This window comes from Bradyrhizobium sp. 87 (assembly GCF_023073015.1).
GTDB classification, from domain to species: Bacteria; Pseudomonadota; Alphaproteobacteria; order Rhizobiales; family Xanthobacteraceae; genus Bradyrhizobium; species Bradyrhizobium canariense_D.
Genome location: NZ_JADPIQ010000128.1, coordinates 355,445 through 368,225, shown reverse-complemented (window position 1 = coordinate 368,225; position 12,781 = coordinate 355,445). Strand labels below are relative to the sequence as shown.

General features: G+C 61.1%; 9 protein-coding genes. All 9 read right to left on the bottom strand.

Going from position 1 to position 12,781, the window contains the following annotated elements:
* Nucleotides 1–137: 137 nt before the first annotated feature.
* Nucleotides 138–1,595 (bottom strand): aldehyde dehydrogenase family protein, encoded by a 1,458-nt coding sequence (locus IVB50_RS33150; RefSeq protein WP_018453200.1) that lies wholly within the window; start codon nucleotides 1,593–1,595, stop codon nucleotides 138–140.
* A gap of 83 nt (nucleotides 1,596–1,678) precedes the next feature.
* Complete coding sequence (locus tag IVB50_RS33145; RefSeq protein WP_198293338.1) at nucleotides 1,679–2,872, bottom strand: alanine racemase; 1,194 nt, start codon at nucleotides 2,870–2,872, stop codon at nucleotides 1,679–1,681.
* A gap of 11 nt (nucleotides 2,873–2,883) precedes the next feature.
* Nucleotides 2,884–3,669, bottom strand: a complete 786-nt coding sequence (locus tag IVB50_RS33140) for a GNAT family N-acetyltransferase (RefSeq protein ID WP_018453197.1) — start codon at nucleotides 3,667–3,669, stop codon at nucleotides 2,884–2,886.
* A 450-nt stretch (nucleotides 3,670–4,119) separates the two neighbouring features.
* Nucleotides 4,120–5,547, bottom strand: a complete 1,428-nt coding sequence (gene thrC, locus IVB50_RS33135; protein WP_247299262.1) for a threonine synthase — start codon at nucleotides 5,545–5,547, stop codon at nucleotides 4,120–4,122.
* Nucleotides 5,548–5,634: 87 nt separating this feature from the next.
* Nucleotides 5,635–6,945 (bottom strand): FAD-binding oxidoreductase, encoded by a 1,311-nt coding sequence (locus tag IVB50_RS33130; RefSeq protein ID WP_026232480.1) that lies wholly within the window; start codon nucleotides 6,943–6,945, stop codon nucleotides 5,635–5,637.
* Between the two features lie 153 nt (nucleotides 6,946–7,098).
* The gene (locus IVB50_RS33125) at nucleotides 7,099–7,977 is read right to left on the bottom strand and encodes an ABC transporter permease (RefSeq protein WP_026232479.1); all 879 of its coding nucleotides are present in this window, start codon (nucleotides 7,975–7,977) and stop codon (nucleotides 7,099–7,101) included.
* Nucleotides 7,978–8,014: 37 nt separating this feature from the next.
* Nucleotides 8,015–8,965 carry an ABC transporter permease gene (locus IVB50_RS33120; RefSeq protein ID WP_018453192.1) on the bottom strand — a complete coding sequence of 317 codons (951 nt, stop codon included), beginning with the start codon at nucleotides 8,963–8,965 and terminating at the stop codon, nucleotides 8,015–8,017.
* Between the two features lie 72 nt (nucleotides 8,966–9,037).
* A complete protein-coding gene (locus IVB50_RS33115) occupies nucleotides 9,038–10,702 on the bottom strand; it encodes a peptide ABC transporter substrate-binding protein (RefSeq protein ID WP_085361104.1) in 1,665 nt (554 codons plus the stop codon).
* Nucleotides 10,699–12,402, bottom strand: coding sequence for an ABC transporter ATP-binding protein (locus tag IVB50_RS33110; RefSeq protein ID WP_039798616.1), 1,704 nt, complete (start codon nucleotides 12,400–12,402; stop codon nucleotides 10,699–10,701). Before IVB50_RS33110 ends, IVB50_RS33115 begins: the two co-directional genes overlap by 4 nt.
* Nucleotides 12,403–12,781 lie beyond the last annotated feature (379 nt).

The window sequence follows — 12,781 nt, the reverse complement described above, 5'->3', positions numbered from 1 at the left end:
TTCGCGCTCCTCAAGGGCTCGGCGCTATCAGGCGTTGAACCCGACTTGAGAAGGTGTTCGTCGATTCGACGCGTGTGCGATCACCGCCGGAAACACTTCCGCGTCAGCGGAAGCCGATTCGCTTTCCGAGATGAATTTCATCGATAGAATCCGAGAACGGCCTTGGTCTCGAGATATTCTTCCATGCCCTCGCGGCCGTATTCCCTGCCGTTTCCGGAACGCTTGTATCCGCCAAAAGGTGCGTTCGGGTCCCAGTCGGGATAGTTGAGATGAACTTGACCAGACCGGATCTGCCCGGCGACCGCCTGCATCGTTTCAATATCCGTGCCCTGCACATGCGCGCCGAGGCCGTAGACGGTATCGTTGGCAATCTCGACCGCCTCGTCGACCCTATCGTAGGGAATGATCGACAGCACCGGGCCGAAGATCTCCTCCTGCGCAATTCTCATGTCGCGATTGACGTTCGAGAAGATGGTCGGCCGCGCATAGAGGCCGACCTGAAGGTCGTTGGGCCGCCCCGGCCCGCCAATGACAAGCTTGGCGCCTTCCTCCAGGCCGATGCCGATCATGGCCTGGATACGCTCGAACTGCGGCGGGTTGGCGATCGGACCATGGGTCGTGCTTTCCGCAAGCGGATCGCCGACCACCAATTCAGAAGCGGCCGCCGCCGCCAGGATCTCGACCTTTGCCATCTGTGAGCGGGACACAAGCATACGCGTCGGTGCGCTGCAGGATTGGCCGAGATTGCGGAAGGCGGCGGCGACACCGAGCGGAACAGCCCGGCTCAAATCCGCATCCGGCAAGATGATGTTCGGTGACTTGCCGCCGAGCTCCTGTGCGACGCGCTTGACGGTGGGCGCCGCTGCTTGCGCGACGAGAACGCCTGCCCGCGTCGAGCCGGTGATCGAGATCATGTCGACTTGCGGATGCGACGCCAGACCGGTCCCCACGACTGGACCTGTCCCGTTGACGAGGTTGAAGACGCCGGGCGGACAGCCGGCATCGTCCATCACCTTGGCGAACAACAGGGCACTCAGCGGCGAAAGTTCGCTCGGCTTCAACACCACCGTGCAGCCAGCTGCCAGCGCCGGAGCGACCTTGGCCGTAATCTGGTAGAGGGGCCAATTCCAGGGGGTGATAAGACCACAGACGCCGATTGCCTCGCGCATAATCGCGGTGCTGCCGCGCGTGGCGATGAACGGATAGGTCGCGAGATTGTCACGCGCGACGCGGATATGTTCGGCAGCGAGCGGCACCTGGGCGCGGCGCGCGTAAGTGATGGCGGCCCCCATCTCGCACGTGATGGCCTGCGCAAACAGCTCCAGTCTATCGAGCAGCAAACCGTGAACCCGGTCGAGCAGCGCCGCCCGCTCGGCAGCCGGCTTACGGGACCAGCCGGTAAAGGCTTTTCTCGCGGCTACGACCGCGCAGTCTACATCCTCGTCATCGCCGAGCGCGATTTCTGCGACCGGCTGCTCGATCGCCGGATTGACGACGATCGCCGTCGCCAACCCTGTCGGCTTCCGCCATTCTCCGTCGATGTAAAATTTGCCGAGGAAGCCGGCTTCCGTCAGGTGTCGAACGGCCGAGGTCATTGGAAGCGATCCTTGATCCGGTAATAGACGCCGACCAGCGGAAGCTGGGCATGCGCAAATCGCCGCCCGATTCTGTTTCAGATCTACCAGCCGCGCATCCGCGGCCACTGAGCTTCGATTGCGTCACTTCCCGCCGAGATGACATTGTAAAGTTCGTGCTGTGACGCCGTCGCGCAGGCATGATTGGGCAGAATCCTGACCTTCGCGCCGATCGGGATATGCGGGAGGGCTGCAGCCGATCTGGACCTTATGGCGAGGATGCCGTGCTCCTGGCTCGCCTGCGCGACGATCAGATTCGGATAGAGTTGGCCGGACAGATCGCAGACGAGACCGTAACCTTGGTCGACCCGCTGCGCCGCGGTGCCGCGATCACGTGACAGTGCCATCCAGCCCGCATCGACCAAAATCCATCCCTTCTCCGGCTTCGTGCCGATGACGGTGGCGAGAACCGAGATCGCGATGTCGTCGGTCGTGCAGACACCGACGCCGTGCATCACCAGATCGAAGAACATGTAGACGCCGGCCCGCATCTCCGTGACGCCGGTCAGGCCTTCGGCGAAATGGGCGGTCGGCGTCGAACCGACACTTACGACCGGGCATTCATGCCCCGCCGCCCGCAATGTCTCCGCGGCCGCCACGGCCACGGCCCTTTCGTTCTCTGCGGCCGCGACGAGGGCATCGGACGAGCAAAGGCTGTAGGATTCGCCGGCATGGGTGAGAATGCCGGCGAGCGTGACGCCGGCCTCGGCCAGGGCCGCCGCGACGGCGATGAGCTTGGGATCGGTGGCGGTCAGCCCGCCGCGATGGCCGTCGCAGTCGATCTCGATGAAGGCGGAGGGCGTCACGCCGGCGGCACGCGCTGCCGTGCCCAACATCGCCGCCTGTTCAGGCGAATCGAGCAGCACCTTAAGGTCAACGCCGGCTTTGCGGAGACGCATCGCCCTTTCAGCGGTGTGCGGTGCCACGCCGACGGCATATGTCACGTCACGGAAACCGTACTGCGCGAAGTACTCAGCCTCCGCCAAGGTGGAGACCGTGATCGGCCCCGGCCCGGAGGGATAGGCGCGCTGGGCAACCTCGATGGATTTCGCGGTTTTCATATGGGGGCGCAGCACGACGCCAGCCGCGGCCATACGAGAGGACAGACGGGCGAGATTGCGATCCAGCCGGTCTTTGTCGAGCAGGAGGGCCGGCGTCGCCAGTGCGCCGACCGTCGCGGTTATCTCGCGTGGCGCGGCGTTCTGGCTATCCGTCCGGCGCATATCGGGGCGTTGCATCTCAAGGTCTCCTAGCCGAACGACTGGTTGGCGACCGCGAACGTGCGCGCCGGCCCGGTCCATGGCATCTGCGTCCCCAAGACCATGGTGGTGGCGTCGCTGACCTTCTGCAGGCCGATGTTTCCAAGCCAGTCACCGAGTTGCGAGGAGGCGGAGGTGTCGATCCGGACGAAAACACTCCCGAGGGGCGCGAGCGCGGCCTCGATCAATGCGCGCGCATCGGTCGGGCTTTCGGCGATCACAGGGCCGATGACATGCCCGCGGCCGAAGAGACGGGAAATGGCGTAGCCGCGGGGTATGCCGTCACGCAGCAGGACATAGCCGCAACCGACCTCGATCAGCCGGTTCAGCATCTCGCGCCTCATCCAGCCGGTGGCCTCGTGATCGAGACCGACTATGGCCTCGAAGTCCGACGGAACCATCGCTCTGACGTTTCCGACCGGCGGCATGTCGCGGCCCTGGCCAGGAACGCCATGATGCTGGTGCAGCATGCCGATGCTGGCGAAGCCGCGGCGTGCGTAAAGCGCAAGGCCTTCGGCGGTCGAATTCAGCGTGACGATTCGTGGTCGTGCCGCCGCGAGCAGCGCGTCCATCAGCCGGGCCCCGTACCCCCGTCCCTGAACGGCTTTCGAGACGATGACCATTCCGGCGGAAGCATGGGTGTCGCCGTAAGGCCACCACAGCGCGGTCCCCACCACAGCACCCGCACTCGTCACCACGAAACCGCGGCCAAGCTGCAGCGCAAATTCCCAATCCTTGAGCAGATACGGCCAAGACATCTCCTGCGAGAGCTTCAAGGCACCTTTCAGATGCGCTCTCGCGAAAGGGACTAGGGCCACGTCTTCAATCTCGCGTTCTCCGGCTTGGGTAGCTTCGGTTGCCATGATGCGTCGACGTCTCATGCTTGGGTTAGCGGACTAATCGTCAGTGCCTGACACGGCGAGGTCCATCTGACGATGTTCCCGCGAATTGCAGCGTATCTTGGCTGCGACAGCATTACGCGATCAGGCTGACGCAGAGTTCGGCAGGGAATTGCATTGATGATCCGATAGAAGGGACGATGTGCTGTCAGCGTCTCGCCACGCCGCAGCGCGATCCCGTTCCGGCATCCGATGGCCCGGAACGATACCGGGCATCAACCGCGGATCGCTCCGATAGCGCGCTTGAACGAACGCTGCGACCTCGTCGGGTGACAGCACCGTAAATACAGCCACGGCTGAAACACTCTTCGATCCGGAATCGACCCTTCAACAGGTTGCACCCTGCGTGATGTCCGCAATGTAGTTCTTTATAGCTTGTGCATTCGGGGGAAGGACTTTGAATCGCCTCGGCAGCCCTTCTAGTCCATCGAACCGTTGCGGACGATCTGGTTGCCGGCCTAACGCTTCCTTGATCGTCGTAGCGAATTTGATTGGCTGTGCAGTTTCGAGCACAAGCATCGGCGTCTCGGGGCTCGCATGCATGCGCCCGACCGTCACACCATCCGCAGTGTGAGGATCGATCATTGTGTTGTAGCGCTCCCACGTGTCACGGATCGTCGCCAGTCGATCGGCATGAGTGCTCCTGCCGCTGCGGAATCCGAAACGCGCCGCCGCCGTTACGAAGCTGGGATCACCGCTGAGGTCAAACGAACCGCATTCCCAAAGTTGGTTCTCAAACAGCGATTTCGTCCGACGGGCGTCGCGACCGAGCAAGTCGAACACGAAACGCTCGAGATTTGACGCCTTGGAGATGTCCATGGAAGGACTCGATGTTTCAAGCGTGTCAGCTCGGCTTCTGACGCGATAAATGCCGCTGCGGAAAAACTCGTCGAGCACGTCGTTTTCGTTGGTCGCAAGGACGAGACGGGATATTGGAAGTCCCATCATGCGCGCAACATGACCAGCGCAGATGTTTCCGAAGTTTCCTGAAGGCACGGAAAAGTCAACGCCTGCTGACCTCCCTTCGGAGACTTGAAAATAGCCGGAGAAGTAATAGACGACCTGCGCGACCAGTCGGGCCCAGTTGATCGAATTCACCGCACCTATCTTATATCGTCGTTTGAATTCCAGATCGCTGGACACACATTTGACGATGTCTTGGCAGTCGTCGAACACGCCATCTATGGCGATGTTGTGGATGTTGTCGTCCTGCAGGCTGAACATCTGAGCTTGCTGAAAGGAGCTCATCCGTCCGAGGGGCGACATCATGAAGACCCGCACCCCTTTCTTGCCGCGCATTGCGTATTCCGCAGCGCTCCCGGTGTCGCCACTGGTCGCCCCAAGAATGTTCAATTCGTCGTGCCGCCGTGCCAGTTCGTACTCGAGCAGATTGCCGAGCAACTGCATGGCCACGTCCTTGAACGCCAGCGTAGGACCGTTCGACAATTCCTGGAGGTAAAGCCGCGTCTCGAGCTTTCGAAGCGGAACGATGCTCGAGGTTCCAAAGATCTCGGGCGTGTAGGTCTTTTCGCAGATTGCCTTCAGGTCAGCGGGCGGAATATCGCTGACGTAGAGCGACAGGACCTCGAAGGCCAGGCTGGGATAGGACAAGGCACGCCACGCATCCAATGTAGCGGCGTCCACACGCGGGTAGGTCTCAGGTACGTACAGCCCGCCATCCTCGGCGAGGCCTTCAAGCAATGTTTCGCAGAACTGTCTGCGACCTGAATGTCCGCGCGTGGATACGTAGTGCATCGATGCTCTTCTTTCGAGAGGCGGCAGTGCCGCCAGCTCCATGACCTGAGTTGTACCTTTGGGAATGCCCGATGGAGTTTCCAGCCGTCAGCGGCGGTCGCGCCACAGCGCAAAACGATCCTGCATCCGATATCCCCAGATCATGGCGGGCATGAACCAGGGATCGCCACGATAGAGCGGGATGGAGTCCGGCGGACGGAAGTCAAAGGCGGTGCGCGCCCGTTCGTGGTTTCCGATCAGCTTGTGGGCCGCGTGCATCCCGATCCAAGGCGCCCAGACGACGCCTGAACCGCAGAAGCCAGTGGCATAAACCACACCGTCCTCTTCGAAGATGCGCGGGAGCATGTCGCGATTCATCGCCACATTGCCGAACCAGCTGTGCGAAAGGTGAACATTCTCGAGTTCGGGGAAAAGGTTCACCAACCCCTTGCGCAGCAGGAGCTTTGGAGCCACCGGGTTACCGACACGAGAGCTGTCGCGCCCCCCTAACAGGATACGTTTGCCGTCGGGCGATGGGCGGTAATAGAACCCGACCTGGCGGTTCTCGGTCATCATCATGCGTTTGGGCATCAGCCGCGCCATGACGTCAGGTGCGAGCTCCTCGGTTGCAATGATCCGGCTGCGAACCGGGACCAGCCTGCGGCGCAGGAAGGGAACGGCGCTATCAGTATAGCCATTCGTGCAAACCAGCACCTGACGCGCCTGCACCGAACCGGCCGAGGTCACGATACGGAATCCGGAACCATCTCTCTCGATGGAGATGACGGGCGTATCCGCATGAACCGCGACGCCCGAAGCGAGCGCCACGCGAAGCAGTTCAGCGTGAAACTTCGCCGGTTGTAGCCCTCCGATATCCATCCGGACTGTTCCACCCCGGTAGACATCGGTGCCGATGTAGCTGTGCTGCTCGGCATAAGGTACGGCGTGAGACTCGATCCGCAGCCTCTTCGCTAATACTTCCGCGCTACGCGCCATCGTGTCGTACTGCTCATATCCGAACGCGCCCTTGAACTGCCCGACCAGCTGGAAATCGCAGGCAAGCCCCTCGGTCTTGATGAAATCGTAAAGGAACTCGCGGGCGATCTTGCCTTCCGCCTCGATTGCCAGCGCCTTGTCTGCGCCGAAGCGTCGGGAGATCGCGGCGTAATCCGGCCGTATGCTCGCGCTGGTTATTCCACCGTTGCGCGTCGAGGCTCCCTCGCCCGGACTCATCGCGTCAAAGGCCGCAACCGAGCGTCCCTCGCGCGCCAGCACCAGCCCGGCCGAAAGAGAGGCATAGCCAGCGCCCACGATCAGCACGTCAAGTTTCTTGGGAAGAGTCTGTTGAGGCAGCGACCTAAGTGGTGCGGCTTCCCACCAATAGGGCGTGTCCTTCTCTGCGGCTCTGGGCTCGTGCATGTCGCTGACTTCTCGTGTGTTAAAAGTGGCCTTGGATTACTGACAAGACGGATTCTGATCAGCCAACGCGATGCTTGCGACGTCTACGCTATCAAGAGGTTCTGCTGGATAGCCTTCAACGCTGTCCGCTGCCTGCCACCTGGGCTCAAGCCGTCAAATGTGGTCATCTCTAACGTCAAGCGCATCGCGCAGCCCGTCGCCGATGAAGTTGAAGCTGGTCACTGCGATCGTAATCGCAGCGCCTGGAATGATGGCAAGCCAGGGAGCGCTGGCCAGATATTGCTGGGCGCCGTTGAGCAGATTGCCCCAGCTGGGCAGCGGTGGTTGGATGCCGTAACCAAGGAAACTGATATAGGCCTCCAGAAGAATCGCACGGGCGACGGTGAGGCTTGCGGCCACGATGATCGGACCCGTGGCATTGGGCAGAATTTCGCGAAGCATGATGTGCCTGCCGCTCAGACCGACCATGCGCGCGGCCTGGACAAACTCGCGCTCGCGCAGCGAACGGACCTCGGCTTCGACGATCCTGGCAACCTCCATCCAGCTCGTGACAGCAATGATGACAGTGATCATCATCGGGCTGGGCCGGAGCGTCGCGGCCAACGCCAGCACGAGGAAAATCGAGGGGAAGGAAAGAAAGCCATCCACCGTGCGCATCAGCGCGGCTCCGATCCAGCCCCCGCGATAGCCTGCGGTCACGCCGACGAGCGTTCCGATCAGCGTTGACAACAACATCGCGGAGAATCCCACCAGTAGCGAGACACGCCCGGCCATCAAGAGTCGCACGGCCAAGTCTCGCCCCAACGGGTCGGTGCCGAAATAATGATGACCGCTCAAGGGAGGAGCAAAGCGGGCGCGCAGATCTATATAGAGCGAATCGTAAGGCAAGGCGTAGGGGCCCACGACGCACGCCAACACGAGCAGGGCGATCATCGCGAACCCGAGCAGCGCCAGATGGTGTCGCATGAACCGGCGCACCCCGCGGCTGTGCCACCAGCGAATTGGAGGGAGGTGGGCGGAGATGTCAGTCATAACGGGGGACTCCTGTTGACGGCACGAACCGGCGTCTTCAGCTGAGACGAATGCGCGGATCGACGAGTGCGACAAGGATGTCTGCGACGAGATTGCCCAGCACGACAAGGATGGCTGAGAATATCAACAGCCCCATGACCATCGGATAGTCACTGTAGCCGAGGCTGTCGAGAAACAGCCGCCCCATTCCCGGCCAGGTAAAGATGGTCTCAGTGACCAACGCGCCGGTCAGAATGCTCGGCAACTGCACCCCAGCCAGGGTGATCATCGGCAACAGCGCATTGCCGACGACATGCTTCAGCAGGATGCGGCGCTCACTTAGGCCCTTGGCACGAGCCGTCTTGACGAAATCCTGGCTCAGCGCATCAAGGGTCGCGGTGCGCATGTAGCGGCTCCAGACCGCGACATGGACCAGCGACAACACCAAGCTTGGCAAGATCAGGTGATGCAAGTAGTCCAGCACCGATCCGTCGCCGATCGTGTACATGTTCCCTGCAGGCACCCAACCGAGCTTCAACGTGAAGATATAGATGCCGACGAGGCCGAACCAGAAGGTCGGGACCGACAGCGCGACCATGGCGCCAATCGTCGCGCAATAATCGAACAGGGAATAGCGGTGGGTGGCACCGCGGATCCCGATCCAGGAACCAAGGGCGATGGCCAGTGCCGTGGAAGTCCCCATCAGCAGCAGCGTAGCGAAGAGGTGACGCCCAATCACCGCCAGCACCGGCGTTCCGTCGCGGAAAGAGTGACCCCAGTCGCCCTGAACCAACCGCCAGGCCCAATCAAAATACTGAATCCACAACGGCCGGTTCAGCCCGAGCTGCTCTGCCAGTCGCTCAATGTCCTTCTGGGTCATGCCGGGATCCAGCCCGAACTGCGCGAGAGGACCGCCCGGCATGAAGTTGAGCACCGTGAAGCCGATGATCGAGACGATCACCAACAGCACGATGCTTTGCGAAAAGCGATTAAGCAGGAACCCGGGCATTCGAGTCTCCATGTTAGCTTGACAGCGCCTAGGCGCCGCCCTGCGCCTATACGGGCCTCGGGCGGCGATACGTCAACTCGCCCAAGACCAAGCCAGCGCGTTCCAGGATTCGGTGCGCGTGTTGACGTTCGGCACGACGCCGGAAATGCCCTTCTTGTTACCCTGGACCGAATTGGTCTGGTACAGCGGCAGGAAGGGCAGGTCGCGGCGAACGAGCTCTTGTACGCGACGGTAGATCGAGCGCCGCGCGTCCGGATCGAAGCTGCGAGCGCCTTGGTCGAGCAAGGCATCGACCTCTGGATTTGAATACTGCGCATTATTCGAACCACGCCCGCCCTTCGCTGCAATCGCACGCGAGTGCAAGCGATTGGTCACGTCCGGGTCGGCGCCGATCAGATACGTGCTGCCGACGATCACGGAATCGAATTGCGATTGCTGCCAGAACTCGCCCCACATCACCGCGGCGGGCAAGTTCGATATCTTCATCTCGACGCCCAACTGAGCAAATGTCTGCTGCAAGAACTGCTGCACCTGCTCGCGAAGCGGATCGCCTGACGTGGTCGAGCTGGCAAAGGACAGACGGACGCCGCTTTTGGCACGAACGCCATCCCGCCCGGGCGCCCAGCCGGCTTGGTCGAGGATCTGGCGCGCGCGGTCCAGATTGTATGCGTGTGCCGGAAGATTGGGGTTATAGTAGGTGGACTGCCTCGGCATGAAGGTCTCCGTCGGAGTCGGCACGCCGTAATAGAGCCCCTGGATGATCGATTCCTTGTCGATGGCTGCGTAGAGCGCCTCACGGACTGCAAGTTCCTTGAACTGTGGACGCTCCAAATTCAGGTAAAAGGACTCGAATGAAGCCTTTGGGACCAGTGTCACCACTCGGTTCGCCAGCGCCTTGGCTTCCTCGTAATGATCAGCTGTGATGTACGGCTGCCCCATCAGGTCCACATCACCGCTCTTGAACTGAGTGTAGAGGACGGTGAGATCGGGAATGTATTTGAAGATCAGCTTCTCGATGTGTGGGCCTTCTCCGAAATATTCGGGGTTAGCCACGAGTTCGAGATGATCGCCTGCAACCCGCTTACCCCATTTGAATGCGCCGGTGCCGACCGGCGCCTGGTTGAAGGCGGCGTTGTTTGGATTGGCCTCCTTCTCGAGGATGTGCTTGGGCACGATGAAGGTTTCGGTCAGGAACGAAAGATAAGGCGCAAAAACCTGTTCCATTCGCCACGAGATCTCCGTGGGCGAGATCACCGTGATGTCGCGCACGAGGGCATGGCCAGCTGTGCGCCAACTCCGGAAGGCGGGATTGGTGATCAGTTCGAGGGTGAATTTCACATCCTCGGCCGTGAAGGGTTTGCCGTCGTGCCAGCGCACACCGTCACGCAGACGGATGCGCCATTTGAGGCCGTCCTCCGAAATGCCGCCGTTCTTCTGGTTCGGTACTTCGACGGCAAGGTTGGGCTCAATCTCACCCTTTGGGTCGATCCGGAAGAGCGCGTCGAAAACCGAGAAATGCACACCATCATCGACTTCAATGTGCGCCATCAGCGGATTGAAGACGGTCGGCTCTTGTCCAAGTCCGACGACGATGCGACCGCTCGGTTTGGCGGGGGCCTTCTGAGCGAAGGCGGGCGTACCCAACAGGCCTGGTGCAGCGAGGCCGGCAGCCCCGGCCACCATCAATCGAAGTGCATTGCGCCGTGAATAGCTCGAGTCAAAATAGGCTTCCGTCATGACCTCTCCTCGTTCTTGGCTGTGTCCCGCCGGTATTCATTGACTCCCGCGAGCGCGCGAGCGCCCCTTGGCTGCTCGCCGGGGATGGCAGCGACGAGCTCGCGCGTGTAGGCGGATTTCGGGTCCAGGAAGATCTGCGACGGCGGTCCGCGTTCGATGATCTGTCCTCGATGCATGACGGCGATCTCATCGCAAATCTGGCTGGCAACGCGCAAATCATGCGTGATGAAGATCATCGAGACGCCGGTCTCCCGCTGAATCTGATCCAGCAGCTTCAGGATTTGGGCCTGGATCGAGACATCAAGCGCGGAGACGGCTTCGTCGGCGATCAGCAGTTGTGGTTTGAACATCAGCGCACGGGCGATGCCGACGCGCTGGCGCTGACCGCCGGAAAATTCGTGCGGATAGCGGTCGAAGGCGCCTGAATCCAGGCCGACATGGGACAGAAGCTCCCGCGCCCGCTCACCAGCCTCTCTGTGCGGCACGCCATGCGCGACCGGCCCGACTGTGAGAATTTGCCCGACCGTCGAGCGCGGGTTGAGCGACGCAAAAGGATCCTGGAAGATCATCTGGATTTTTGGCCTTAGCGGCCTAAACTCGGCCTCGGTAAGCCGGGCGACGTCGCGGCCTTCGAAGAAAATCGAGCCACCGTCGCTCTCCATGAGCTTGATCAGCAGCCGCCCGAGCGACGATTTGCCCGAACCGCTTTCTCCGACAACGCCTAGCGTGCGGCCCTGCGTGAGATCGAACGAGACACCATTGACCGCAGGCACGATGCGCTGCGTACGGAAAAGCGCACTGCCGCTACGATAGGTCTTGACCAGACACTCGACCTTCAGGATTGACGCCCTGTCGGCGGCTTCCAAGGGATTGCGGTCCTTGCCGGTCAGGTGCGGCACGGCCGCGATCAGGCGGCGCGTATAGAGGTGACTGGGCGACTTGAGCACCTGCTCGGCACTGCCTTGCTCCACGCAATGACCCTTCTCCATCACCACAACGGAATCGGCAATCTCCGCCACGACTCCAAAGTCATGGGTGATGAACATCACGCTCATTCCCTTGCGGCGCTGAATGTCGCGGATCAGTTTGAGGATCTGCGCCTGCGTCGTCACGTCGAGGGCGGTCGTCGGCTCGTCCGCAATCAGGATCGCGGGCTCAAGAGCCAGAGCCATGGCGATCATCACCCGCTGCCGTTGCCCGCCCGAAAGCCGGAATGGATACTGGTGATACATGAGTTGCGGATCGGGAAGGCCGACCTCAACCAACAAGTCTATGGCGCGGCTGCGACGGGATTTCGCGGTCCCAACGTCGTGCGCTGCCATCACTTCCTCGATCTGCGCGCCCACGGTCATCAGCGGATTGAGCGCTGAGAGCGGATCTTGAAAGATCATCGAGACGACGCGGCCGCGAAGGTTGCGGAGCTTATCGGGCGAGATGGCTACGATGTCGGTCCCATTCAGGTCGATCGAACCCGAGGCAACACGTATCGCCTTGGGCAGAAGCCCCATGATCGCATTGGCTGTGACCGACTTGCCCGATCCGGACTCTCCAATGATGCACAGTATCTGACCCCGCTTCAGATCAAAGGAGACGTTCTCGACGGCGTGAGCCCGCTCCATCCCGGCCGGCAGGCTCACGGTCAGTTCGCGCACCGAGAGTGCCACATCTTCCGAAGCTACAGCCTGAGAGGCAGAGGCCATTTGAACAGTCTCCCCTTTCAACGGCGTTGGGTCATTCTGCTGCGGATTGGCTCTTCGGCCATTGTTGCCGCCGCGACGATCGGACAGGTCGAAAATTCGCCGCTCATTTTGCCATTCCCTGTTCGGAGAGTGCGACATGATTCAAAGCTTGGTGCTCGACAGGAAAAAGCTGTCGCTCAAGCCAAAACATCGGACGAGCGGCCAACTCGATCACTGAATCGAAGTTCGTGGAGCTAACAGTCCCATCCAGCTTGATTGCTCTTGTGGAGGTCTGTTCCTGGACAAGGCTCATCCAGCGTCCCTTTAGAACTTCTGCCACTGATCGACATTGACCCGGCATTCGCGAGTTTGACTGCTTCAATCACCCCAGAGTCGCCGA

Excerpts from the sequence above, each read along its gene's own strand:
- IVB50_RS33150 (WP_018453200.1), bottom strand. The coding sequence starts at position 1,595 with ATGACCTCGGCCGTTCGACACCTGACGGAAGCCGGCTTCCTCGGCAAA.
- IVB50_RS33145 (WP_198293338.1), bottom strand. The coding sequence starts at position 2,872 with ATGCAACGCCCCGATATGCGCCGGACGGATAGCCAGAACGCCGCGCCA.
- thrC (WP_247299262.1), bottom strand. The coding sequence starts at position 5,547 with ATGCACTACGTATCCACGCGCGGACATTCAGGTCGCAGACAGTTCTGC.
- IVB50_RS33130 (WP_026232480.1), bottom strand. The coding sequence starts at position 6,945 with ATGCACGAGCCCAGAGCCGCAGAGAAGGACACGCCCTATTGGTGGGAA.
- IVB50_RS33125 (WP_026232479.1), bottom strand. The coding sequence starts at position 7,977 with ATGACTGACATCTCCGCCCACCTCCCTCCAATTCGCTGGTGGCACAGC.
- IVB50_RS33120 (WP_018453192.1), bottom strand. The coding sequence starts at position 8,965 with ATGCCCGGGTTCCTGCTTAATCGCTTTTCGCAAAGCATCGTGCTGTTG.
- IVB50_RS33115 (WP_085361104.1), bottom strand. The coding sequence starts at position 10,702 with ATGACGGAAGCCTATTTTGACTCGAGCTATTCACGGCGCAATGCACTT.
- IVB50_RS33110 (WP_039798616.1), bottom strand. The coding sequence starts at position 12,402 with ATGGCCTCTGCCTCTCAGGCTGTAGCTTCGGAAGATGTGGCACTCTCG.